The sequence below is a fragment of the Cohnella sp. genome (assembly GCF_041640265.1).
Lineage (GTDB): Bacteria > Bacillota > Bacilli > Paenibacillales > Paenibacillaceae > Cohnella.
This window is the reverse complement of record NZ_JBEQAP010000007.1, coordinates 40,361-64,493: the sequence shown is the minus strand read 5'-3', so window position 1 is coordinate 64,493 and position 24,133 is coordinate 40,361. Positions and strand designations below refer to the sequence as shown.

The window sequence follows — 24,133 nt, the reverse complement described above, 5'->3', positions numbered from 1 at the left end:
CCGCCTTTCTCAGTCTGCCAGCAGCATTCGAGAAATGATGAGACGCTGGACTTCGTTCGTCCCTTCGTAGATCTGCGTGATTTTGGCATCCCGCATATAACGTTCAACCGGGAAATCCTTCGTATACCCGTATCCCCCGAAAATTTGCACAGCCTCTACCGTTACCTCCATCGCGGTATCCCCGGCATAAAGCTTGGCAAAAGCCGATTCCTTGCCATAACTCAAGCCTTGGCTTTCTCTCCAGGCAGCTTGATAGGTCAGCAGCCTTGCGGCTTCGATCTTGGCGGCCATATCGGCAATCTTAAAGGCAATCGCCTGCTGTTGAGCGATCGGCTTGCCGAATTGCTTGCGCTCTTTCGCATAGGCGATTGAAGCATCAAGCGCCCCTTGGGCAATCCCAACGGCTTGAGCCGCTATGCCGTTACGCCCTCCGTCAAGCGTCATCATAGCGATTTTGAAGCCTTCTCCTTCCTTCCCGAGCAAATTGTGCGCAGGGATGCGGCATTCTTCGAAAATAATCTCCATCGTCGGAGACGAGCGAATGCCCATTTTTCTTTCCTTTTTGCCGAAGGAAAATCCCGCAGTCCCTTTTTCAACAATAAAGGCGCTGCAGCCCTTTTGTTTTTGCTGCGGGTCCGTCAATGCGAACACGACATAAATTTCCGCATCGCCCGCATTCGTAATAAATATTTTGGAGCCGTTCAGAATAAAGTGATCCCCATCCCGTCTCGCCGTCGTTCTCATAGAAGCGCTATCTGAGCCGGACTGGCTTTCGGTCAAGCCATAGGCCCCAAGCTTCTTCCCTTCTGCCATCGGACGCAAAAAACGTTGCTTTTGTTCTTCCGTGCCAAATTTATAAATAGGCCACCCCGCGAGCGAAATGTGCGCCGATAACGTAACACCCGTAGAGGCGCAAACGCGTGACAATTGTTCAACGGCCAACACATAGGTCACATAGTCGGCCCCAAGTCCGCCGTAGGCTTCCGGCCACGGAATGCCAGTAAATCCGAGCTCGCCCATTTTATCGAACAAGATCCGGTCAAACCTTTCCTCCTCATCCCGGATCGCGGCGCTTGGCTCAATTTCGTTACGAGCGAAATCGCGCACGACCGAGCGAATCATCTCCTGTTCTTCCGATAGAAAGAAGTCCAATGCATATGCCTCCCTTCGCAGCCTGATGAAAGCAAACGCAAAGGCCCCACCGACAGAATCAGCGAAGCCTTGCTTGGTCTCTTACTTATTCGGGAGGGGTTTTGGGTATACTGGTTTTTGCGATTTTCCGATCCAGCGCTTCGTAATCGTAATACCGGATCGTATCGTACAAATGTTTACGTGTTTGCATGCTGTCCAGCGAGCCTTGCTGTGTTCCGGTTCGGCTGATTTCCTCAAAGATCCGCTCGTAGGCCTTAGCGGCTACCCGTAGAGAAGTGACCGGATAGATCACCATGCGGTAGCCCCAGCTTTCGAATTGTTCCGCCGTATAATACGGCGTTTTCCCGAATTCCGTCATGTTCGCTAATAAAGGCGCTTTAACTTCCTTGCCGAATCGTCGAAAGTCTTCTTCGTTTTCCAATGCTTCGGGGAAAATTCCGTCCGCACCCGCAGTAAGATATTGCTTAGCTCTGTCGATAGCGGCTTCCATTCCCTCGACGCTCTTGGCATCCGTGCGCGCCAGGATAAACAGCGTAGGACTGACTTCTTTTAACGTACGGATTTTTTGGATCATTTCCTCTGTGGATATCAGCTTCTTTCCGCTTAAATGCCCGCATTTTTTCGGCATTTCCTGATCCTCGATTTGGACGGCCGCCACTTTCGCCTCCACCATCTCCTTGGCGGTTCGGGCAACGTTCAGGACGCCTCCGAATCCGGTGTCGATATCGACGAGGAGCGGGAGTCCGGATGCGCGAACGAGATCACGGGCGCGTTCCGCTACTTCATTAGAATAAATTAAGCCTAGATCAGGCAATCCCCTGCTAGCAGTATACGCGGCTCCGGAGAGATAAATGGCTTCAAAATGATAAAGCTTGGCAATTCTTGCCGACATTCCGTCGTGGGTTCCGGGGATTCGGACAATCGGCCCCGCTTCGACCAGCTTTCGGAAATCGGCTGCCAATTGCTTCTGATCAGGTTCTTCTTCAACTAGCCAAGACATGGGTCCCTCCCTCCGCTCAGATGACGAAGTGTGCCATAAATTCATGAACAGGCGTTTGGATCAAACGCTTGTAATCAACCGAGAGCTTCAGGATTTCCACGGCCTTTTTCCGGGGGAAGCGAGTTAACAAATTGGACTCGTACTTTTGTAAAACTTTCGGCAATCCTTCTTCTCGGCGCCTACGGTGTCCAATCGGATATTCGCAAACGGCTTTTTCCGAAGACGTCCCGTCTTTGTAATGAATTTGGATCGCATTGGCGATGGAGCGTTTCTGCGGATCGAGATAGTCTATACTGTACTGCTCATCCTCCGTAACGACCATGATCTCCCTAATCGCATCAATTCTCGGATCACTTGCGATTTCTTCCTCGTAGTGTTCAGCGGTTAAAGTACCGAACAACAGTCCGATCGCGACCATGTACTGCAGGCAATGATCCCGGTCTGCCGGATTACGCAAAGGCCCTCTCTTATCGATGATTCGAATGGCCGACAGATGGGTTGTCAGCGTGATTTGTTTAATCTCATTAATCCTATCTCGCACCCGAGGATGCAGCTCTATGGCGCATTCGACGGCCGTTTGGGCATGGAACTCGGCAGGGAACGAAATTTTGAACAATATATTTTCCATGACATAACTTTCAAGGGGACGACTGAGAATTAGTTTAATGCCGTTAAATAAGACATCTTGAAAGCCCCAGTTTTTCGCGGACAAAGCCGTCGCATAGCCCATCTCACCGCCCACTGCCATCAGCGCTAACCTTACGGCCCGGCTTGTGGCATCTCCGGCTGCCCATGATTTGCGTGAACCCGTATTCGGAGCATGGCGGTAAGTCCTTAAACTTGCCCCGTCGATCCATGCGTTGGAAAGCGCGTTAAGGAGCTCCTCCCGGCTTCCCCCTAACATTGCGGTAACGACGGCCGTAGAGGCGATTTTCACGAAATGAACATGATCCAATCCGACGCGGTTTAAGCTGTTCTCGAGCGCAAGAACGCCCTGAATCTCATGCGCTTTAATCGCCATCGTTAGGACGTCTTTCATGAGAAGGGGCGCTTTCCCTTCTGATACCCGAGTGCGGCTGAGGTAATCTGCAGTCGCGAGTATGCTCCCTAGATTATCCGAAGGATGTCCCCACTCGGCAGCGAGCCAAGTATCGTTATAATCGAGCCAACGGATCATGCATCCAATATTGTATGCCGCATGGACGGGGTCGAGCTCGATCATTGTCCCCGGTACCCGGGCTCCGCCCGGAAGAGTAGCCCCTGGCACGATCGGACCCAGATGCTTCGCGCATTCCGGGAAGCGCAAGGCAAGCAGTGCGGTTCCTAGAGAGTCCAATAATACGTGCTGTGCGATCCGGTACGCTTCTTCGCTTTCAATCGTGTAACCCAATGTGTAATCCGCGATATCCGCCAATAAGGGGTCAAACGCCATTTGCCGATTCTCTGCCTCTTCGTTGGCGCCCATATCATTCTTCCCTTCCGCTCAAGCGCTATTGTTTGGTGGGAGGATGCAAATTCCGCGGACCATTGTAGAGAACGCGGGGCCTGAAAAGCCGGTTATTCCCGTGCTGTTCCATCACGTGAGCGCTGATTCCGATTGTGCGGGCCGCGAGAAAGACGGGCGTAAACAAGTCGATCGGGATGCCTAACAAATGAAAGACGGGCGCGGCGTAATAATCCAAGTTCGGATACAGATTTTTTTCCCGTTTCATGACTTGTTCCCCGATGACGCATCGATCGTACAGCTCTTTCGCATTTTTCACCGCTGCCAGATTCACCAGAGCCTCTTTCATAAGCAAGGCGCGCGGATCTGCCTTCCTCATGTACACCCGGTGTCCAAAGCCCATAATGCGTTCCTTTTGCGATAGTTTCTTCTGCATTAACCTTTCAAGATCATCTTCTGTTTGCGCCTCCAAAAGCATGTGCATGACCGCCTCGTTCGCACCGCCGTGCAATGTGCCTTTCAGTGACGCGATTGCGCCGGTCAACGCTCCGTAGAGATCGGACTGCGTGGAGGCGATCACCCGCGCGGCAAACGTAGAGTTCGGCAATTCATGCTCGCTGTACGCGATCAGGGATTGATCGAACACTTCTTCTTCCATACGGGAAGGCACGTTCCCGGTAATCATGTATAAAAAATTAGCCGTGTAGGAGAGCTCCTTGCGTGGTTCTATTAGGGGTTGGTTGTTGATGGCCTGGAAACCATTCGCAACGATTTGCGGAACTTTCGCCAGCAGCCGAATCGCTTTACGCTTATTGGCGTCTTTGGAACGATCGTCTAGCTCCTCATCGTAACTCGCTAAGGCTGATACACCAGTTCGAAGAACATCCATCATATTCGCTTGCTTAGGGAGCAGTTGAAATATCGCTTGGATATTTCGAGGCAAACCGCATTCCGATTTAATTTTCACTTCTAATGAATGTCGTTCTTCCGGAGTCGGCAGTTCGCCATCCAGCAGCAGACCTGCGATGTCCAAGTAAGTCACGTTGTTGGCTAGCACGATCAAGTCATAGCCGCGAAGGACGATTTCTTCCTTCTCGACATCCAGGTATGAAATGGCTGTCTCGCTGGCAATCACGTTCTCAAGTCCAGGTACGCTCATCTAAGTTCCTCTCCCATCCTCCGTATCCAGTCCCAGCCGATCAATCGGCTAGAACCATTCGAGAAATGACAAGACGCTGGATTTCGTTCGTGCCCTCGTAAATTTGCGTCACTTTCGCATCGCGCATAAAGCGCTCAACGGGATAAGCTTTCGTATTTCCGTATTCTCCGAAAATTTGCAAGGCATCCATCGTTATTTGCATGGCGGTGTCGCTGGAGAAAAGCTTGGCAATAGCGGCTTCTTTGCCATAAGGCAAACCAATGCTTTCCCGCCACGCTGCTTGATAAGTCAGCAGCCTGGCCGCTTCGATCTTGGTAGCCATATCGGCAATCTTGAATGCAATCGCTTGCCGGTGTCCGAGGGGCTTGCCAAACTCCTTGCGATCATTGGCAAAGGCAATCACAGTATCAAGAGTGCCCTGCGCAATGCCGAGCGCTTGCGCGGCAATTCCGCAACGCCCCCCATCGAGAGCCGACATCGCGATTTTGAAGCCTTCTCCCTCTTCACCGAGCAAGTTTCCCTTCGAGACGCGGCAGTTGTCGAATATAAGCTCTAGGGTAGGTGACGAGCGAATGCCCAGCTTTTTTTCCTTTTTGCCGAATGTAAAGCCCTCTGTTCCTCTCTCGATGATAAACGCGCTGTATCCTTTGCTCCTTTGCTCGGCGCCCGTAATCGCGAATACCAGGTAGATTTCCGCTTCTCCCCCATTTGTAACGAATATTTTGTTGCCGTTCAAAATATACCAGCTGCCATCCCTTGTCGCCGTCGTTCTCATCGCCTTGGCATCGGACCCTGAACTGCTTTCGGTTAAGCTATAAGCCCCAAGCTTCTTTCCTTGCGCGATTGGGCGCAAAATCTTTCGTTTTTGCTCTTCCGTACCATAAGTATATAGGCACCATCCTACGAGCGAGGTATGCACGGAAAGCATAACCCCGGTGGAAGCGCAAACCCGTGACAGCTCTTCGACTGCCATGACATACGAGACGTAATCGGCTCCAATTCCGCCGTAACGTTCAGGCCAGGGTATTCCGGTCAGCCCGAGTTCCCCCATCTTATCGAACAGACCACGATCAAACCGTTCTTCCTCATCACGCTGCGCCGCGGTAGGCCCTACTTCGCTTTTTGCGAATTCCCGTGCCTTTGAACGAATCATCTTCTGTTTGTCTGATAAATCGAAGAACATATAATAGCCTCCTTCGATCTCATCGCCGATAATTGATTATATGTAAGGACTGTTCCACCTTAGACACGAGTGTAAAAGAAGGCAAAGCTGCGGGGGAATAGTTATTGAGCATTTCAAATAAAACTACGATGGCACAATCAACGAAAATAACTTTCTCGCTGTTCGTAGTGAGCTAAAGCGTGCTTTACGAAGTACACCACTTACGAAGCGCTCTCATTGTTGCTTTTTGAGGCTGTCGATTAATTGTGGACAGTTTTAACGTGAACGTACACATGTAGAGAATGTATATGATTTTTCGGATACATTTATAGAATCCGGGCTCAAATCGTGTTTTGTGTATGAAATTTCGCATAGAATCGACTGATTCGATGTGTGTGCTGCTCATTTTGTATGATTTTTCGCATACATTTTGTGGTCTCCCGCAGATTTCCGAAGTTATGAACTGTTAATCGACAGCCTCATTTTGCGACAATGATGAGACGACTATTAGTTTCGTCCTCGTACGAGGGTGCTTGAAATACAGTCCGTTGTCTCTCAGTGAACCTCAATAGATCTTTCAGAATTCTGATAGAAAATGGGTTTTCTCCCTTAAGGATTAGCTGCCATTAGGGAAATACTGTTAGAAGATTATGCCGTCGTAGAAAAAAAAGCCCGCGAATTTACGCGGACTTTATTCGGTTCGCTGCTATCTGCTCTATCATTTTTGAATGGCTTGCTTCATGGTATCATAACTTATTGCACCTTGATAAATATCGCGTATAATGCCGCTTGAGTCGATAATAAAGGTCGTTGGATAGGCTATGACCTTATATTTATCGCTTACTGCACCTGACTTATCTAGTAATATCGGAAACGTTAATCCGCGATTCTCGATAAAAGACTTTACCTTGTCTGACGACTTTTCAGTATTCGTAAGATTCACCCCGAGCACCACAATATCATCCTGTTGATACTCCTTATAAAACTTCTCCATATGAGGCATCTCGGCCTTACAAGGAGGACACCAAGTGGCCCAAAAGTTCAACAGCACACGTTTACCCCGATAATCAGACAAGCTTACTTCTTTTCCATCAATCGTTGTCAAAGTAAAGTCCGCAGCCTTATTGCCAATTCGTATTCCCGTCTCTGTATTTACTTCGGTGCCTGCAGCAGATAAAGTAGCAGCTTCTTTGTAGACACTCTCGTATAGTACCCAACCCATCATACCAATTATTATAATTGCTGTAATAAGGTTGCCCCGTTTAGTCATCATCCGGCCGATCGACTCTATACTGCCAAGTGGTCGTCGACCCCGAAGTTGAAGATAATAAAAAACAATAGTCACGGGAACGAGGAGTAAGATCAACGGACCTTTATCCATAAAGACAAATAGAAGCAGTGAATACATGCCTGCACCTGCAATAAAAACAGTCGAAACCGCGTCAGGATATAACAAGACAGGAAATTTTTCTTTTATCGTACGATAACTGAGCACTGCAACCGAATAAAGAATAGCAAGAACAAGTCCCGTAGTTCCTCCTGAAAAGTAAAGAAGCGACATGGGGTTTTGTATAACGAATGTGGTGTCATAAATAATTGGACTGAATTTCCAAACTAGCAATCCAACTATAAAGGTATTGAACAGTTCATTCAGTATTGCTTTAGAATGGGTCAAACCGTCGAGAGCCTTTAGCCGATAGGATAGTGCAAAATATCCCGTGATGCCCGACAAAATCAAAAGAAGTAATTGCACAGGAATAATCAGTGAACCCCAGACGATAACATTATTCAAGTTAATTTCTCCCTTTACGGCTAATTGATAATGTGGATACGGTAAAAGTGGAATAAGAAGAAAGGGGACTGCTCAAAAGTTTATCACTTTTGAGCAGTCCCCTCAACTTAAGGATATGATGCTTGATTATCAGCTTTGATTGCGATTTATCCAAGCTGCATTGTTGATGCCTTCCGAAGCGAAAAGCTCCTGATCCTCGCCGTAAAACTCCCGATCCATCTGTTTATTCGCGAATTCAGCCTCAGTGTTTTTATCCATCTCATTTTGTTCGCTCATTTCATTTTGTTCGTTCTCGGTCATATTTGCACCTCCGTAGTGTCTTAACTCTTATTTTCATCATTGCCTATTTTCCTGATTCCCAATCGTATTTAGAGCCAAATCACTCGCGTCGGGATCGTTGGTACGGGTAGCATTTACTGCATTATTCGTACTTATTAAGTCTCCAGTAATAAATGATCCTGCTCCAGCAGATTGTTTAGATGAATTCAATGGAGAAAGTTGAATGGCGTCCCCATAATGTACTACCGACTCAATTTCCACTATTTTTACGTTTCTTATAATTGATGGCATTAAGTTTCACCCTTTGTATTTAGAGTCATTCTTTACTGGTTACGATATGCCCATATCTCCTGACTTGTTCCTATAAACCCTAGTAACGCAATATATGCAAATAAGACAAAATAAGCCCGCCAAATCGCGGACTTATTTTGTGCATATAAAAATTTAACGAAGAGGTGCAAACCCTTCGACTTGTTTCAATATCCGCTGGATTTCATCCAATACATCGGCACTTAATTCGACTTCGACGGCTTTAACGTTTTCCGCGATTTGAGACGGACGGCTCGCACCAATCAAAGCGGAGCTGACGCCTGGCTGACGCAGGATCCATGCAAGAGATAGCTGTGCCAATGAGATGCCAGACTCTTTCGCTAAACGGTCTAACTCTCCTACGCATTGGAGAACATCATCCCTCAGATAACTCTTGACTACCCCGTTGACCGCCCCGTTCGCCGCGCGGCTATCTTCGGGAAGCTCCATCCCCTGCTTGTATTTGCCCGTTAAGATGCCTTGCGCGAGAGGAGAGAATACGATTTGTCCAATACCCTCTCTCACGCTTACCGGGAGTACTTCCTCCTCGATATAGCGTTCGAACATATTATAAATGGGTTGATTTGAAACGAGCGGTCGAAGGTTTAGCCTTCTGGAGATGCCGACGGCGTCGGTAATCTGAGCGGCACTCCACTCGCTTACGGCTGAATATAGGATTTTCCCCTGCGCCGTAAGGTCGTCCAGCGCCCGAAGCGTCTCTTCAACCGGAGTATTACGGTCGTAACGGTGGCAGAAATAAATATCAATGTACTCAACGCCAAGCCGCTTCAGACTGGCATCGCATTGCTCCATAATATGCTTTCGGGAAAGTCCACCGTCGTTGGGGCCAGGCCCCATATTGAAAAACACTTTGGTTGACAGCACATAACTCGAACGGGTGTACGGCTTTAACGCAGCCCCCATCGCTTGTTCGCCGGCTCCTGTGTTGTAGGCGTTAGCGGTATCGAAGAAATTGATTCCGCTCTCGAAAGCTTGACGGATGCACGAGTCGGCCGCCTCCTGCTCGGATGCCGTTCCATAAGTAAGCCAACTGCCGAGACCTATCTCACTTACCTTTACTCCACTATTTCCTACACGTCTGTATTTCATCGTTACTATTCTCCTATTCTACATTGCAATTATAATTAATGACCTGTGTTGAATCATAACGGAAAGCAAGGAAAGTAAAAAGTACGCACTTTTTCTTCACTTAGTAACCTGAAGGTTATTAGCAAGGTCATAAGGTACACTCTCAAGCTGATCTTCATGCAGGAACGTTATCCCCTTTGCAAGGACCAGAGTTCCGATTTCTTTATCGTTCCTCTTCGGTAAGATACCTAGGGCAGCCTCTTAGCTATTGTTGCGACCTGTATTGGCTAGGCCTGACGCCTACGAAGCGTTTAAACTGGCGCATAAAGTGGGTGTCGTTATCATAACCGCACATCTTCGAAATGGCGGCTACGGGTAACGAGCTGTTCCCCAAAAGATACTTGGCATATTCCAACCTGCTGTTGATGATATCGGAAACCACAGAACACCCGAATAGTTCTTTGTAGAGATGCTGGAAATACGACTTGCTCATATTGACGCGAGCAGCAATCTTCTCTACCGGCTGGTGTGTTTGAGGCGAACTGTACAGCTCGCCCCGCAGCTCGGAAAACTGGCAGAAATATCGGCTCGATTTATCGGGCAGGTCGGCTCTCTCACGAAGATTGCTCAGCTTCATAAATAGAGTTCTGATATCGGAGTCCACAATCTGATCGCGCAGCGGGCCGCCTAGCCTGCTAATGCTGTGCAATTCCTGGATGCATCTTGTAATCAATAGTGGATCTACAGCCTTTATGAGCGTGTCCAATGGATGATTCAACTGCGCAAGGAATTCAGAGATATCGTTGCCGTCACAATGGAACCAGTCGTTGACGAACGGTTTCTCTACTTCCCGATAAAGATGGCTGGTTGCAGGGCCGAATATGATGTAGGAATTTTTTTCTGCTGCGAGCATCCTTCCGCCCAGAACAACCTCCGAATGGCTTCTAAAAAAAACAAAGGCATAATTCCCCGCCCCTGCTGGACGATCCATTGTGATCCCGTCCCTATGAATAAAATGAGCTCCGCAACTAATCAGTTGAATCATTTGTATCACCCCAAAAGCACGATAGGTCAGTTTTTAGCCATTATAAATGATTGTTTCCGAATGTACAAACGCTTAAAATTTAATATAGTAGAAAATGATATAAGGAGACGAAAAATCGATGAAAACACAAGCGACGTTAAGTATATTTACACAAGAGCGGGGCGCACAATTAGGCGACTTGTTTGGCATTTTTTTCGAGGACTTGAATCATGCAGCTGACGGTGGGCTTTATGCAGAGCTAATTCAAAACCGTTCCTTTGAATTTGATCCGATCGATCGTGCAGAGTACCATGCTTTAACAGCTTGGGAGAAGATCGAAAGAGGCAGCGGAAAAGCAGAAATCACCGTAGAAGACAGCCACCCTCTTAACTCTCGAAACCTTCACTATGTTGCCATTGACATCCTATCCGAGGGTGATGGCGTCGGGATTATGAACCTGGGCTTTAACAGCGGCATTCCTGTGAAGCAGGGAGAAAATTATCTGTTTTCGGTTTATGCCAGACGGGATACAAACTTTAGTGAGCCGGTTATAGTTACGATTGAAGGGTTGGACGGAACCGTTCATGGTGAAGCAACGATCACGGTGCATTCATCCGAATGGACTAAATACGAAATAACAATAACGGCAAATGCCACCGATTACAGCTCCCGTCTTGTCATTGTTGCGAAAGGAAAAGGAAAGCTTTATCTCGATATGGTATCCCTTTTTCCGGAACGGACATTTCGTAACCGGCCAAACGGCATGCGGGAAGATATTGCAGCTTTGCTCGCTGATCTCAAACCGAAGTTTATGCGTTTTCCGGGCGGCTGCCTGATCCATGACGGTTCTTTGAACCCCGATGACAGAAACTCCATGTACCGATGGAAAAATACTTTAGGCGATATCGCACAAAGGCCGGCCAGACGGAATAATTGGAGCTATAATCAGACGTTGGGGCTCGGTTATTATGAATACTTTCTATTGTGCGAGGATATTGGCGCCAAGCCGATTCCGATCTTGCCTGGCGGAGTTGACCCGCATCATAAACGAATGGTTCCGCTTGAGGAGCTGTCGCCCTGGATTGATGACGCGCTTGATTTAATTGAATTTGCTAATGGTGATCCTTCAACCAAATGGGGAGCAATACGGGCAGAACTGGGTCACCCGGAGCCATTCTGCCTTGAGTATATCGGCATCGGAAACGAAGAAGTCGGAGAGCCGTTTTTTGAACGTTATCCGTATTTCCACAAGGCAATCAAAGAGAAATATCCGGACATCAAGGTCATCAACTCGAGCGGTCCGTTCGCGGCTGGCAGTGAATATGAACGCGGCTGGAATTCGGCCAAAGAAAATCAATCGGATCTTGTGGACGAGCACTACTATCAGTCTCCGGAATGGTTTCTGGCAAATTATAACCGCTATGATGCTTTCAAGGCTGATGAACCGAAAGTATTTCTGGGCGAGTATGCTACATGGGGAAACACGTATTATAACGCTCTTGTAGAAGCTGCTTTTATGACCGGACTGGAGAAGAACGCTCATGCGGTGGAACTGGCCTGCTATGCGCCTATGCTTTGCAATGTCGATTATGTCAATTGGAAGCCGGACATGATTTGGTTCAACAATCATGAAGTATTCGGATCCGCTAACTATTATGTGCAGAAGCTGTTTATGCACCACCAGGGAGATCAACTGCTAAAAGTTGAAGCCAACGGATTGGGTGAAAAACAAGATCAAACCGTGAAGCCGATTATCGGAGCGTTTGCACTCGAAACAGACCATTGCTCCATCCGGTTTAGGGACTTTAAACTGGTGAACAACGATACCGGTGAAACGAAAGATTTTAACGGCTTGTCTACAGAGCTTACTCATACTAAGGAAGACCGACTGGCTGGAACATTAAAACAAACTCTGGATCTGGGAGAAACGGATTGGGAGAACTATACACTTAGTCTGAAAGCAACAAAAATCAGCGGACCCAAAGGCTTCAATATTTATTTTGGAAAACAGGGAGATACTAATCAGCTATTCTGGGATATTGGCGGTTGGCAGAATCAGGATTCCGCGCTGTGTTCCAGCGTGAATGGCAGAACCTCTTGTCTGACCCAAAGTATATATACTATGGAAACTGATATTGAACATGAGTTTACGTTAGAAGTGTCAGGAAGACAAATCCGTACCTATATTGACAAAGTACTATTCAATGAAACGGAAGACAAGCTGCCAGTGATCGAACCTCTGTATTATTCAGCTAGCTTCGAACATGCCACAGGGGATGTCATCATTAAGGTTGTAAATGTGCAGGAGAATAGCGTTCATGCGCAAGTCGTATTGGAGGATTTGCAAAAAACGTCTTTAACCGTTGATGTGTTCGAGATGTCAGGTCATGCGCTTGATGACGAGAATAGTTTTTCGTCGCCCGAGCGGGTGTTACCGAAACAGAAGAAATTTAGTACGGAAGGCCGCAGTTTTTCTTACGATTTCCCTAAGCATTCGATCACCATATTTAGAGTAAAATGATGCGGTTCCCGGTGGGCAGTTGATTTAGGTTCAGTTACTAAGACTTCATTTAAATAAGGGATAGTCTGACTGTCAGCAGCCGGACTATCCCTCTTTCAGCGATATTAGATTGTGTGAAGTAGAGTGTCACTCCATAATCATTAAGTGTACTGCCGTAATTTCTACTCGATAAATGATATGCCGTTCGCGTAATCGTTGATGTCGAAGTTCCCCTGCTCCGAATTCAAAATTAATTCCCCATTGATGCGAAGATTGATGAAGCGAACGCCTTCCACGATCCGCTCGGCATCAAAGCCGTGTATGCGGTTCGGGTTCGTATTCGCGCCGTTATACGTGATGTTTCGGAATGTAATGTTTTCGATCCGATTGCCTGCCACTGGATTATAATCTTTATTCCAAACTACGCGAATATCCAGCAGCTGGCCCAGTTCGAATTCCTCCACCTGGATGTTATCGTAGGTCACGTTCCGGATCGTGTTTTTGTCTCCTGCGTTAATCGACATGGCTCCCCAATAGTTAACCTGAGGCTCATGATGCTCCAGGATGTCGATGTTCTCGAACACGATATCTTCAATGACATCTCCGTCTCGATGATGGTCGCCGTGGATTCCCATATTCAAAGCATGCGCGACATCGGCCCATAACACCGAATTTCGTACGCGAACGTTCCGTGTATCGCCTTGATATTCGCCTCGTGTGCCATAAATCGCGATGCAGTCATCTGAGGTGCGGAGAAAGACATCGTCAATATCGATGTGCGAGCTGGCCATCATGTCGATGCCGTCGCACCACCCGCGCGTGCTGAACGACTTGAAATTACGAATGCGGATGTGCTCAGATTTACCGATGTAAATGCTATAATGCGGCGGGTCCAGAAGAATGATGCCTTCGACTGAAATGTTCTTGGAAAACCGGATCTGAACGCCGCGGAGATAGGTCGTTTTGAGAAAATCGGACATGTATAGGATCCCTCTGCCCCGAATGATGACATTCTCGACACTCTCGCATACGAGCGACCCAACAACGATGGCGCCGCCGGCGATATAAACCGTTGTATTGGACGGTATGCACAGTGTGTTCTCCTCCAAAACGTGCATCCCTGGCGCAAAGTAAATGATGTCCGGATCGTCAGGCTGCGGAGCATTCTCCTCCATAGGATTGGCGAATAGATGCAGGTTGCTGAATCGCTCGCCGTTGATTTCGATCGACAGCTTGCGCGGACGATCCAGCGTGAAGAGAATGACGTCACCGTGCCGTTCAAACGGAATGTTCGCCGATAACGGTCGGATGACCGCTTGTTCCACCGATCGGTTGCGGCTGACAATCATCACCTCGACCGTTCCCTCCATGTCGAAATAGACCATGGATGTTTGGCGTACTTGATGCATGTCTACCTTCGCTTCATACACGAATAGCTCTTCCCACGATCCTCCGAGCGTACGTACGCTAACCGAAAAGTCTTCCCGACCGATTGCGCCTATTGGTGCTTTGTATACGACTAAACGATTCATGATGTCCTCTGCCCCACCTTAATTTCGGATTTTCCGCCTCGTTTTACCTTCGCGGTTTATAGGAGAGGAAGGCTCTATATCTATTAATATAGAGCCTTCCTGCGCATCTTGTACTTTACCAGGCTTTACGTAGCGACTTCAGTAAAAGTCGCATCGGCGTTAAACGTCGATCCTGATCCAGCCTGAGCATACATCAGATAATTGTAGTGGCGCAGATATTTAGTTGAATCCGTCCACATTTGGTAGGACGATTTTTGGGCATCCGCTAATCCTGCTACGCGGCGGAAGGTTGCCTCATTTTTGAAAGTTGTCGTGCTATCGTTCTGATCCAGCCATACCTCTCCATTGGATCGGACACGCAGGTAGCGCCCGGGGAAGTTGACGGACTCGAACGAAACTCCGCTAGAATCGGCCAAACCGGCAACCATCTTGAACTGTGAGTCTTGAACCGGAGAAACATTGGCGTCGATCCGTGCACGATAGTCAAAGTGCCGTACGTAACGTTCCGGATTGTTATACGATTGCAAGCGAACGTTTACCGATATCGGTTCGAGCCTCCACTGCTGATTATTGCCAAGAACATATCGCCATTGCTGTAAAAGGGCTCCATCTGCGTTGGAGACACCTTCCACGTCAGCCGGTTTGTTACTGTGCACAGGGGTAATGCGGTGATAACCGCTGCCTACAGGGATAAAAGCAAATTTCTGATTGTCTCCGCCATTACTGCTCCACAACTGAAATTTGGCGCTATGATCTAAAGAGACACCTGCTATATCCAAAGACTTTCCGCTCCTAACATCCTTAACGCTATATTGGCCGCCGCCAAGATGAGTCACCGTCCATTGCTGATTCGTTCCCCCATTAGATGTCCATTGCTGTACACTTGAACCGTTGGATGTTCCGGCTGCATCCATCGCCTTGCCGCTATGGCGCACAATGAAACGATAAGTGCCGTCGGGAATATTTCCGCCAGGAAGAGTTGCAGTTCCACCGCTGCCGGCCGGCCGGGTATAGAGAAGCGTTCCGTATCCGGGCTGGTCGAATGCTGAACCATGATTCGTGTTAGAGTTCGGACCGCCTTCAGGCCTCAATAACTGGGCGCGTGCGGCAATATTGGGTACCGACAACCCCTTGCGGTTTGCGTAATGGTTGTAAATCATTTCCCAGACCGGACGTGGTTCATTGCGGCTCGCGCTGGAAATCTCCGTTTCTGTGTGAACGGCGCCGTTCGTGCCGGTGCCCCTTTCGTACGTCGCAAAAGGTACGTTATCGTCCCCGTTGTTATATTTGGCAACGTATTCGGCGGCGCGAAGGAAACGGTTATTGGCCCAGCCATACAAGTCGTCGCCTTGATTCCAGGCCATCTCAACCGTTGCGGCCATTAATCCGATGCCCATCTGCGTGTGCGCCTGGTCGCGCCCGGACTCCTCCCACTGTGCGAGCCCGTTCGGGTGCAGGAACGGAATCGCATTATAGATGGAACCGTTTCCGGCGCCGTGCTTGAAGTATTCGATTCCAATGTCGTAGATATCCCGGCGGTCGGTAAAAATGCCGATCGCAACCGTCGCCGCCATATTGCACAGATCCCAGTTCGCCCTGTAATTTTGGATATGTGCGTCATTGTGATCATCGCCGTATTCATTACCGATCAGGAAGCGCTCGTTAAGAGGCTTGTAAAATACATTAATTAACATGTCTTGCATTTGGGTCACATTGAAACCGGGATAGTCCCGCATAATCTCCGACACGTTGGCCAACTGATATCCGTATAATCCGGCAGCCAAATAGCGGTCGGCGTTACCGCTAATCTCCAGAAGTGTGGACGACCAGGCGTTCAGAATGTTGCGCGCCGTGTCGCCGTTTGCCGTGTTGCCGGTGATTTTCCATAATATGGCATTCTGGAAAGCGCGGGCAACATCGATGTACAACAAAGCTACATTGTCGCCATCGCCGCCGCGAATGATCGTATCCGTAGCGCGCGGGGTCCAACCGGATGCTGAAAGCGAGCTATTAGCCAGTTGATTAAACCCGTCCAGATACGGCTGTGTGCCCGCGTTAACCATCTGTGTCATGCGGTCGAAATCTGCCTGTGTGTGCAGAATGCCAGGATGTACAAAGGGGCCGGTTGTAGCTGCTTCCCCTTCATTAACATACACTGCCATGCTCATCAGAAGGCTTAAAATAATAGAAATCGTTAAAATCTTCTTCATGTCAAATCATCTCCTTTTTTATTGAATGTTCATACGACGGGTTTCACGTCGGCATTCACTCATTTAAAATTCATCATGTAATATTGATAGATTTGGGCTTTCACCTCCATTATATTTGGTTACAAAACGTCGTGATTATTTTCGCTTGCATCACCTCCTTTGTTGCACTTGTCAGGGGCTATGATATTGAAACTTCAAATAAGTGAAGGCCGACTAGTTTTCCACATCGTCGGCCTTCAATCATGCTGTTAATTTTTAGTTAGATCACGATTTGCGCCCAATCAATGTATCCGCTTTCAATTCTTATGTAAGATAATTTGAAATACGAGAGGGTTAGCTCCTTGACGGTCCCTCGAGACCCGTGAAATAAACGAGCAGCATGAATCGGCAAGCCGGCTCTCACCAAACGAATGTAAGAATGGAGCCGGATTGTCGATCGACATGTTGCTGTTCATTCGTCACTCTTTTACAGAACCGAGCAGCACGCCTTTAATAAAAAACTTTTGCGCAAACGGATATATAATAATCATCGGAATCGACGCTATGACCATAGCCGCCAGCTGAAGGGTTCGGGCAGTAACGATTCCCTGGCCTTGAGCCTTGGAGTAAAGTTCTGCAACAGCGGGATTGTTGACACCCACTATGCTAGCCATCTGTTCAATCGCATCAGTGGACTGAATCAGCTTTAAGATCAGATACTGAAGCGTCTGCAAATCCGTGGATTGTGTGAAATATAGCGTCGCTCCGTAATCGTTCCATATCCCAACAGCCGTGAAAACCGATAGAGCAGCCAAGACCGGCTTCGATAACGGGATGACAATGCGGAAGAATATCGTATACTCATTCGCTCCGTCCATTTTTGCCGATTCAAACAGAGCCTCGGGAATCGCCTTGAAATTCGCATTGAAAATAATGACGTTCCAAAATCCGAGAAAAAGACCGGGGATGATATAAACCCAATAGCTATCATACAACCCGAGCCAATTCAACAACATAAAGGAAGGAATCAGCCCACCGTAAAAATACATGCTCGTAAAGCCTATTGCCGCATACCACATCTTTCCTTTCAAATAAGGACGGGAAAAGGCGTAAGAAAACATCGCCGTATACAGAATCGAGACGACTGTTGCAAGCACAGTCCGCGACCCGCTTATCCAGGCAGCCTTAAGTATCCCGGGATCCAACAAAACCGTCTGCCAGCTCGCCCATGTAAATTCCCTTGGCCATACGAATATGGGCCCGCGCATAAGATTGTCGCCTGTATTCAAAGAGTTTACAACAGAAAACCAAAACGGATACACCGTCAAGATCATTATAATCAGCATGAAGACCACATTCGTCACAGTAAAACCGCGGTCTACCAAGCTCTTGCCTCCGACCATACCGGATGCCCCCTTAAAACAAACCTGATTTTGTCAGCTTCTTAGATAGATAGTTGGCTCCAAGCAGCAGCGCAAGCGCAAAGACCGATTTCATCAACCCGATCGCCGTTGCGGAAGCGAACTGGAACTGTTTCAGCCCTGTTTGATATACATAAGTATCAATAACCTGACTGGACGGGATGTTTAATGTGTTCTGCAAGACGTAAATCTGCGTAAAGTTATTGTTCAGCATGCCGCTCACCGCGAATATGATCAGAATCATCAAGGTAGGCACAATGCCGGGCAACGTGATATGCAGCATCCGTTTGAACCGGCCCGCGCCGTCAATAGCGGCAGCCTCATATAAAGACTGATCGATTCCTGCAATGGCAGCCAAATACAAAATGGCTCCCCAGCCTAGTTCTTTCAATAAATTTGTCCCGATTGCGATGCCCCAGAAATAATCGGGATCTCCCATAAATAAAATTGGTTTATCGATCAAGCCCAATTTCAAGAGCAGAAAATTCACAATACCGCCATCCGGATTGAGCAGCGTAATAAACAATCCGCCAAAGATAACCCAGGACAGAAAGTGCGGCAGGTACGTAACGGTCTGAACAATTGATCTGAACTTGGCATTCTTGATCTCATTTAACAGTAGGGCGAATAGGACGGTTAGCGGAATCCCGAAGAGCGACCCCAGCAGATTGATACCAAGTGTGTTTTTGACCATAGGCCAAAACTCAAAATGCCTGAATATCGTCATAAAGTTCTCGAAATTGTTCCATGGACTATTAAAAATGCCTTTGACGCCGGAGAGGGGGTCGTAGGCCTTAAATGCCATGAGCAGCCCGTACATTGGGGCAAAGTCGAATATAGCAATAAGAAGAATTGCAGGCCAAAGCATGGTCTTAAGCTCAAATTGGGTGCGAAAATCGTGCCCCAGCTTGTATGATTTTTTAATCTTCGCCATCATTGGTCCCTCCCTTGGCAAACAATGATAATGCCAAAGTGCAGCATGCTCAGGCACATGCACTTTGGCACTATTCATTGCTCAAATCGTACGATTATGAATTAACGCCTTTAACCGTTACACCTATTTCCTGTGTCCTCTTCTGAAGTTCCACATCTCTTGCTGCATCAAGCTCATCGACCTTCAATTTCTTCAGCTGAGCGACATACTCGTCGTAAAGCTTGTTGAAGTGTGCCTCGTCCTTCGCCAAAAGCATCTTGGAAACCTGAGCTTCCATGTATAGCTTTATTTGTTCTCTTAACGCTACATTTTTACCTCCAGGCGCATAGAAACTTCCTGGCAAATCCAGCACTGAAGAATCATATCTGACGATTTCCGGCGATCTCCCGTAAGCGGTCTTCGCTTCCATTTCGATCAATCCGCCGGCGCCTTCCCTTTTTGTTGGAGCAGGCTGCACATTTTCAAGGAATGCGATATTGGCGAATTGCCAGAAGATATCAAGTCCCGTTTTGATGCTGTCCTTCTGGTCTTGAATCCCTTTCTCCGTCCTTACTATGAGTCCTTTGTCGTCTTTCGTGTATTCAACGCCTTCAATGCCAAAATGATTGAGCGTCATCCCTTCAGGGCTGGTCATAAAGCTAAGCCATTTCGCCAATTTTTCCGGTTCCTTGGTCGACTTGGAAATAAACGTTTGCATCCAGCCTGAAGATGGTTGAGACCAGAAAGGGAAAACAGGTTTTGTGCCTTGGTTCGACAAGATCGCGCCGGGAGAAACCCAGAAATCAAGCTTGTCAAATTTGGCGCTGGCCAAATTCCCCATGAAAGCGAACACGCGTCCGGACAAGAGGGCTGCTTCCACCGCTGCATTATCCATTGTTAACTGGCCTGCATCGAAGGCTCCGCCATTAGCTGCTTTAAACAAAAATTCAATCGCATGCTTGTTTTCCGGAGCAAGCAGAATATCTCTGAATTTCCCGTCTTTATCAATTGGCATGGCGCCGAAAGTTCTCTGAAGGAATTGGAGCGTCTCGCCATGATAGGTTTTGCCGTTAACCTGAAGCGGAATGACGGGCTGGCCGTCAACAGCCAGCTTCATATCCTTTACCTTTGTGAAAGCCGCGAGCAAACCATCCTCGGTTTTCAGATCTTCAATCGAAAGGCCTGCCTGCTTCAGAATATTCGTGTTGATCACAATACCTTTGTTCTCTCCATATTTCGCCGTGTCTTCATAATAAGCGCTTGAAGGTGGGTATTGCTTCCTCAAGTCACCACTGACCATATGGCTCGGAATGGCGTACCAGTCGCCATCACGTTTGACCAGCTGATTCTTAATATCGGCAGGAAAATCCTTCAGGATATGGGACTCCGGATCGTATTGCTTAAGGAATTCTTCCAATTTCCAAACCTTACCCGAACTCGCGAGCTTCTGAGACATATCAGGACCTACAGTTGTAAGGACATCTGGGAAATTATCCGACGATGAAACCATCAACAGACTCAGTTTCGTGTCGCCGTCCTGTGCCGGAATGTTGTAGCTGAAGGTGAGCCCCGTCTTCTTCGTAATTTCGCCCGAAACAGTTCCAGACTCAGTCTTCCATTGCGGCGGGTTCCAGAAGCCTGCTGTCGCGAACCATGTTACATCGACCGGCTTAGTTTCAGCTGCAGGTGCGGATGCGGATGCAGATGCGGTTGCAGGTGCATTGCTTGACGACGCACTTGGCGAAGCCGTGTTTCCGTTCGAGCCGCAGGCGGTTAGTGCGAGAACTCCAGCAAGCATGAGTCCTGAGTAAAATCTTCTCTTCATAATGACACCCCTGTCGATCAATTTTTAGTACGTCTCTAGCATAACGGGAGCCGATCCCGCATCATATGTTTTCATTTTTATATTTTGGTGTTGATTTTCGATAGCGGTTACATTTTTCGGAATTTGCTTGGCGTTAGACCGAAATGCTTCTTAAAAAGCTTGTTGAAATGAAAATAATCCCGGTATCCTACACGCTCAACGATCTCGTGAATGGACAGCGAAGCATCAAGCAACAATTCTTTGGCCATATTCAACCTTTTGTTTATTACATAATCCGAATAGGTCGTTCCCGTTTCCTTCTTGATCAGGGAGCTTAAATATCCGAGGCTGATATTGAACTTCTTGGACAACGTACCTAGCATAATTTCTTCTGTAAAGCTGGAATCGATATCATCGATTATCTTCTTTACCGTCTCGTTGCTAATGTGCAGCTCCTCGCCGGACTGCTGCCGAAAGATGGCCTTGAGCCGTTCGAACAGCTGCTCGATTGAGCTGAATTGACGGAAAATTTGATAATAGTTCAAATATTCGATTTCTTGTAAGGCATCGCGGTTGCGGTAATATTTATAAAACAGAGAGACGACTTGATTGTAAAGCGCGGATACTTGGTCGATCTGCATTTGCCGCGCCTTGCATTCCTCGCACAGTTCATCCAGCCCCTTGTCCAATTGCTCCGTCTTTTGCTCTTTGATGGCCAGCTCGATTTGCAGAACCGCTCCTGCCAGCTCCGATGCATGATCGTCCGTTTTATATTCGATCATGCGGCTTTCAGGCCGGGTGAAGGAACTGAACAGAGCCACATCCGATTCCTGATAAAGCTTGGCTATGGACGCCGAGTAAACGTCGATTCCGCTTATTCCGATATACCGGGCATCGGACAATTGCAATGAAATGAAGTCCAATAATCCGACCGGGTTATTTAATTCGTCATAATTTACAAGGAATGAAAGCTTATTTTGTCCCGTACGAAAACGCAAATAACGGACCCCGGTCTGCGCCTCTACCCCCTCGTCGGTATCCGAAACCGATGAATGCTCGTACAGACAGCTGATGAAGCGGAAATGTGGATATTCCCACTTCATATCTCTGCTAGACAAAAAATTATGGATTTTTATTTTGTGATCGGGCTCGAATATATCGAACAAATCATCCAGCAGCAGGTCGAGTACCTTTTGCTTTTTTCGCTCATCCACCAACGTCTTTTTCAACCGCAGCAACGTATCCGTAAGCTTGTCCTTGTCGACCTGCTTCAACAAATAATCGAAGGCTCCCAGCCGGATCGCTTTTTGCGCATATTCGAACTCCGAATATCCGCTGATCAGGATCACCTTGCTTAGCAGTTCTTGCTGCCCAATGCGTTCCAGAAGCTCAATTCCGTCTAATCCTGGCATGCGGATATCCGAAATGACGACCTCCGGCTTCTTCTCCATAATGGCTTCCAGCGCCGACAGTCCGTTGTAGGCTTCACCGATTACGGTGTATCCTAAACTTTCCCAATTTACCAATTCCTTAATTCCGTATGCCACCCAAGGCTCATCGTCTACGATCAATACCGTATGCATCGTCAAATAACCTCCAATTGTTCTGTATAATCTTGTAGTGGGAAGGTGATCCTGACTGTCGTACCTAAGCCGGGTTTGCTCTCGATGAACATGTCGGCTTCGTCTCCGTATAACAGCTTGATTCTCCGGTAAATGTTGGATAAGCCGATTCCATGCTTCGCTTCTCTCGTCATCTGACCCTGGCTGTCAAATTGCCGGAGACGGTCGTTCAGCTCAGTGAGCTGCTTGTCTTCCATGCCGTATCCGTTATCAACTATGACGTATTGAACCTGGTTTTGCGGTGTCTTATGCACCTCAATCCTAACGGTGCCATTGTCGATTTTTTTCTCCAAGCCGTGAAAGACGGCATTTTCCACAATTGGCTGAAGCAGCATTTTTATCGTTCTTAACTCCAGCAAGTGTTCATCCGCCTCGACGATTACTTGGATCCTTCCCATGAACCGGAACTCGATGATTTTCGCGTACTCCTTGACGTGAGAAATTTCGTCCTGAATGGTGACAAAGTCGCTCCCTTTGACCGAGTACCTAAACATGTTGGAAAGGGAGGTCGAAATATCGGCAATATCCTGAACCTTGTAATAAAAGGCCATGGCGCGTATACATTCCAGAGTGTTGTACAAAAAATGGGGATTGATCTGATTGCGGTATGCCGAAATTTCCATCTGCTTTTTCGCGATTTCGATTTCGTACATTTGCTTTTGCGTCAGTTGAATCTCCTTGCTTAGATTGTCGATTTTGTCCAGCATCCTGTTCAAATTCAAGGCGAGAACGCCCATTTCATTATGGGTTACCACATGGATGCGGCTCTCTCCGCCCATTCTTGGATAGGATTTCATAAAATCCATCAGCGCTTTTACCGGCTTTAAAATGCGCGTGAAAAACAAAGCCAGGAATAAACTAAGCATAAAGAGCATGACAACATACGTTGCAATATTCAGTCTTTGCACGGTATTCAAATCCTGCAGGAGCTCGTTCCTCGGAATGGCGCTGATTAACTTCCACCCGGTGCGAGGCAGCATGATCGTCTGAACGATGAATCGCTTATCTTTCTGCCACTCTTCTACATTCAAAGTTTCGGTTTGGAGCGCATTTCCTTCGTCGGCCATTATTTTGTTGTTCTGATCGAGAAGCAATAGACGGGAATTTTCCGTAATCTTGGCGTTTTTCAATAAACTGCTGAAATTGTCCAGATCCATAGCAAAAACACTTGTTCCGTTGTAATCCCTTAAAATCGTGCTTTTCAAATTATAGATCGGAAAGGTGATGGAATAATACGTTCTCGTGTTACTCGGATTGTCGATCAACTCCGAATACTCGGCAGTTTGGACCGGATGCTTGGCCGGTTGGCCGGTTTCCGCTCCGATGCTGGCGGCCAACTGCCCTTTTTTATCGTAAAGCTGGATGCCTCTAATATTTTGTTTAAGCGTCATCGCATTGGAAGCAATCGATATGATTTCATTGTGCATCAGAACCTTCGATATAGCGTCTCCCGTGCTCAAGTAGGTTTGGACTGTAGGGCTGTACAGCAGAAAATTCGAGATTCCTTCCATGTCCGAATAATAAATGTCCATCTTTTCTTGAACTTGAAGCAATATTTTCCCAGCGGTATCCGTAACCTTCTTCTCGATAATACGTTTGGCAATCGTATTTGAAATCGTAAATGAAATCAGAAGGATAATCAGCATTATTAAAATCAAATATAGAACTTGTCTAATCAGACTTTGCTTTCGAAACCGCTCCATATTGATTATTTCCCCTTTTGTCGGACATTCTATTTCTTC

At 47.5% G+C, this 24,133-nt stretch carries 18 protein-coding genes; 1 reads left to right on the top strand and 17 read right to left on the bottom strand.

The window, feature by feature from the left end; all coding sequences use genetic code 11:
• Window positions 1–9: 9 nt before the first annotated feature.
• The 10 genes from ACESLK_RS07645 to ACESLK_RS07600 all read right to left on the bottom strand — a co-directional run bounded on the left by ACESLK_RS07645 (window position 10) and on the right by ACESLK_RS07600 (window position 10,431).
• On the bottom strand, window positions 10–1,152 hold the full coding sequence (locus ACESLK_RS07645; protein WP_373228606.1) for an acyl-CoA dehydrogenase: 1,143 nt from the start codon (window positions 1,150–1,152) through the stop codon (window positions 10–12).
• Between the two features lie 85 nt (window positions 1,153–1,237).
• Window positions 1,238–2,152 carry a methylisocitrate lyase gene (prpB, locus tag ACESLK_RS07640; protein ID WP_373228605.1) on the bottom strand — a complete coding sequence of 305 codons (915 nt, stop codon included), beginning with the start codon at window positions 2,150–2,152 and terminating at the stop codon, window positions 1,238–1,240.
• Window positions 2,153–2,168: 16 nt separating this feature from the next.
• Complete coding sequence (locus ACESLK_RS07635; protein WP_373228603.1) at window positions 2,169–3,617, bottom strand: bifunctional 2-methylcitrate dehydratase/aconitate hydratase; 1,449 nt, start codon at window positions 3,615–3,617, stop codon at window positions 2,169–2,171.
• Window positions 3,618–3,642: 25 nt separating this feature from the next.
• Entirely contained in the window at window positions 3,643–4,755 is a 1,113-nt protein-coding gene (gene mmgD / locus ACESLK_RS07630; protein WP_373228602.1) for a citrate synthase, read from the bottom strand.
• Between the two features lie 40 nt (window positions 4,756–4,795).
• Complete coding sequence (locus ACESLK_RS07625) at window positions 4,796–5,938, bottom strand: acyl-CoA dehydrogenase (RefSeq protein ID WP_373228601.1); 1,143 nt, start codon at window positions 5,936–5,938, stop codon at window positions 4,796–4,798.
• A 697-nt stretch (window positions 5,939–6,635) separates the two neighbouring features.
• Window positions 6,636–7,709 (bottom strand): TlpA disulfide reductase family protein, encoded by a 1,074-nt coding sequence (locus tag ACESLK_RS07620; protein ID WP_373228600.1) that lies wholly within the window; start codon window positions 7,707–7,709, stop codon window positions 6,636–6,638.
• 129 nt (window positions 7,710–7,838) lie between these two features.
• Window positions 7,839–8,009, bottom strand: coding sequence for a hypothetical protein (locus ACESLK_RS07615; RefSeq protein ID WP_373228599.1), 171 nt, complete (start codon window positions 8,007–8,009; stop codon window positions 7,839–7,841).
• 36 nt (window positions 8,010–8,045) lie between these two features.
• Entirely contained in the window at window positions 8,046–8,279 is a 234-nt protein-coding gene (locus tag ACESLK_RS07610; protein ID WP_373228598.1) for a spore germination protein, read from the bottom strand.
• A 153-nt stretch (window positions 8,280–8,432) separates the two neighbouring features.
• A complete protein-coding gene (locus tag ACESLK_RS07605) occupies window positions 8,433–9,407 on the bottom strand; it encodes an aldo/keto reductase family protein (RefSeq protein ID WP_373228597.1) in 975 nt (324 codons plus the stop codon).
• Window positions 9,408–9,651: 244 nt separating this feature from the next.
• On the bottom strand, window positions 9,652–10,431 hold the full coding sequence (locus tag ACESLK_RS07600) for a helix-turn-helix domain-containing protein (RefSeq protein WP_373228596.1): 780 nt from the start codon (window positions 10,429–10,431) through the stop codon (window positions 9,652–9,654).
• Between the two features lie 118 nt (window positions 10,432–10,549).
• Between ACESLK_RS07600 and ACESLK_RS07595 the strand changes: the two genes are divergently transcribed.
• The gene (locus ACESLK_RS07595) at window positions 10,550–12,931 is read left to right on the top strand and encodes an alpha-L-arabinofuranosidase C-terminal domain-containing protein (RefSeq protein ID WP_373228595.1); all 2,382 of its coding nucleotides are present in this window, start codon (window positions 10,550–10,552) and stop codon (window positions 12,929–12,931) included.
• Window positions 12,932–13,092: 161 nt separating this feature from the next.
• Here the strand turns inward: ACESLK_RS07595 and ACESLK_RS07590 are convergent, their stop codons facing one another.
• From ACESLK_RS07590 to ACESLK_RS07560, 7 genes are all read right to left on the bottom strand, one after another.
• Window positions 13,093–14,442, bottom strand: a complete 1,350-nt coding sequence (locus ACESLK_RS07590) for a glycosyl hydrolase family 28 protein (RefSeq protein ID WP_373228594.1) — start codon at window positions 14,440–14,442, stop codon at window positions 13,093–13,095.
• Window positions 14,443–14,567: 125 nt separating this feature from the next.
• Window positions 14,568–16,652, bottom strand: coding sequence for an AbfB domain-containing protein (locus tag ACESLK_RS07585; protein ID WP_373228593.1), 2,085 nt, complete (start codon window positions 16,650–16,652; stop codon window positions 14,568–14,570).
• A gap of 458 nt (window positions 16,653–17,110) precedes the next feature.
• The gene (locus tag ACESLK_RS07580; protein ID WP_373228592.1) at window positions 17,111–18,034 is read right to left on the bottom strand and encodes a carbohydrate ABC transporter permease; all 924 of its coding nucleotides are present in this window, start codon (window positions 18,032–18,034) and stop codon (window positions 17,111–17,113) included.
• Between the two features lie 13 nt (window positions 18,035–18,047).
• Window positions 18,048–18,986: an ABC transporter permease gene (locus ACESLK_RS07575; protein ID WP_373228591.1), complete on the bottom strand. Its 939-nt coding sequence runs from the start codon at window positions 18,984–18,986 to the stop codon at window positions 18,048–18,050.
• A gap of 94 nt (window positions 18,987–19,080) precedes the next feature.
• A complete protein-coding gene (locus ACESLK_RS07570) occupies window positions 19,081–20,790 on the bottom strand; it encodes an extracellular solute-binding protein (RefSeq protein WP_373228590.1) in 1,710 nt (569 codons plus the stop codon).
• Window positions 20,791–20,897: 107 nt separating this feature from the next.
• Window positions 20,898–22,352: a response regulator transcription factor gene (locus tag ACESLK_RS07565; protein WP_373228589.1), complete on the bottom strand. Its 1,455-nt coding sequence runs from the start codon at window positions 22,350–22,352 to the stop codon at window positions 20,898–20,900.
• A gap of 2 nt (window positions 22,353–22,354) precedes the next feature.
• A complete protein-coding gene (locus ACESLK_RS07560) occupies window positions 22,355–24,094 on the bottom strand; it encodes a sensor histidine kinase (RefSeq protein ID WP_373228588.1) in 1,740 nt (579 codons plus the stop codon).
• Window positions 24,095–24,133 lie beyond the last annotated feature (39 nt).

Bases quoted from the DNA above. Each gene is read 5' to 3' on its own strand.
- ACESLK_RS07615 (WP_373228599.1), bottom strand. From the start codon at position 8,009: ATGACCGAGAACGAACAAAATGAAATGAGCGAACAAAATGAGATGGAT.
- mmgD (WP_373228602.1), bottom strand. From the start codon at position 4,755: ATGAGCGTACCTGGACTTGAGAACGTGATTGCCAGCGAGACAGCCATT.
- ACESLK_RS07590 (WP_373228594.1), bottom strand. From the start codon at position 14,442: ATGAATCGTTTAGTCGTATACAAAGCACCAATAGGCGCAATCGGTCGG.
- ACESLK_RS07580 (WP_373228592.1), bottom strand. From the start codon at position 18,034: ATGGTCGGAGGCAAGAGCTTGGTAGACCGCGGTTTTACTGTGACGAAT.
- ACESLK_RS07610 (WP_373228598.1), bottom strand. From the start codon at position 8,279: ATGCCATCAATTATAAGAAACGTAAAAATAGTGGAAATTGAGTCGGTA.
- ACESLK_RS07570 (WP_373228590.1), bottom strand. From the start codon at position 20,790: ATGAAGAGAAGATTTTACTCAGGACTCATGCTTGCTGGAGTTCTCGCA.
- ACESLK_RS07635 (WP_373228603.1), bottom strand. From the start codon at position 3,617: ATGGGCGCCAACGAAGAGGCAGAGAATCGGCAAATGGCGTTTGACCCC.
- ACESLK_RS07575 (WP_373228591.1), bottom strand. From the start codon at position 18,986: ATGGCGAAGATTAAAAAATCATACAAGCTGGGGCACGATTTTCGCACC.
- ACESLK_RS07585 (WP_373228593.1), bottom strand. From the start codon at position 16,652: ATGAAGAAGATTTTAACGATTTCTATTATTTTAAGCCTTCTGATGAGC.
- prpB (WP_373228605.1), bottom strand. From the start codon at position 2,152: ATGTCTTGGCTAGTTGAAGAAGAACCTGATCAGAAGCAATTGGCAGCC.
- ACESLK_RS07625 (WP_373228601.1), bottom strand. From the start codon at position 5,938: ATGTTCTTCGATTTATCAGACAAACAGAAGATGATTCGTTCAAAGGCA.
- ACESLK_RS07560 (WP_373228588.1), bottom strand. From the start codon at position 24,094: ATGGAGCGGTTTCGAAAGCAAAGTCTGATTAGACAAGTTCTATATTTG.
- ACESLK_RS07600 (WP_373228596.1), bottom strand. From the start codon at position 10,431: ATGATTCAACTGATTAGTTGCGGAGCTCATTTTATTCATAGGGACGGG.
- ACESLK_RS07565 (WP_373228589.1), bottom strand. From the start codon at position 22,352: ATGCATACGGTATTGATCGTAGACGATGAGCCTTGGGTGGCATACGGA.
- ACESLK_RS07595 (WP_373228595.1), top strand. From the start codon at position 10,550: ATGAAAACACAAGCGACGTTAAGTATATTTACACAAGAGCGGGGCGCA.
- ACESLK_RS07605 (WP_373228597.1), bottom strand. From the start codon at position 9,407: ATGAAATACAGACGTGTAGGAAATAGTGGAGTAAAGGTAAGTGAGATA.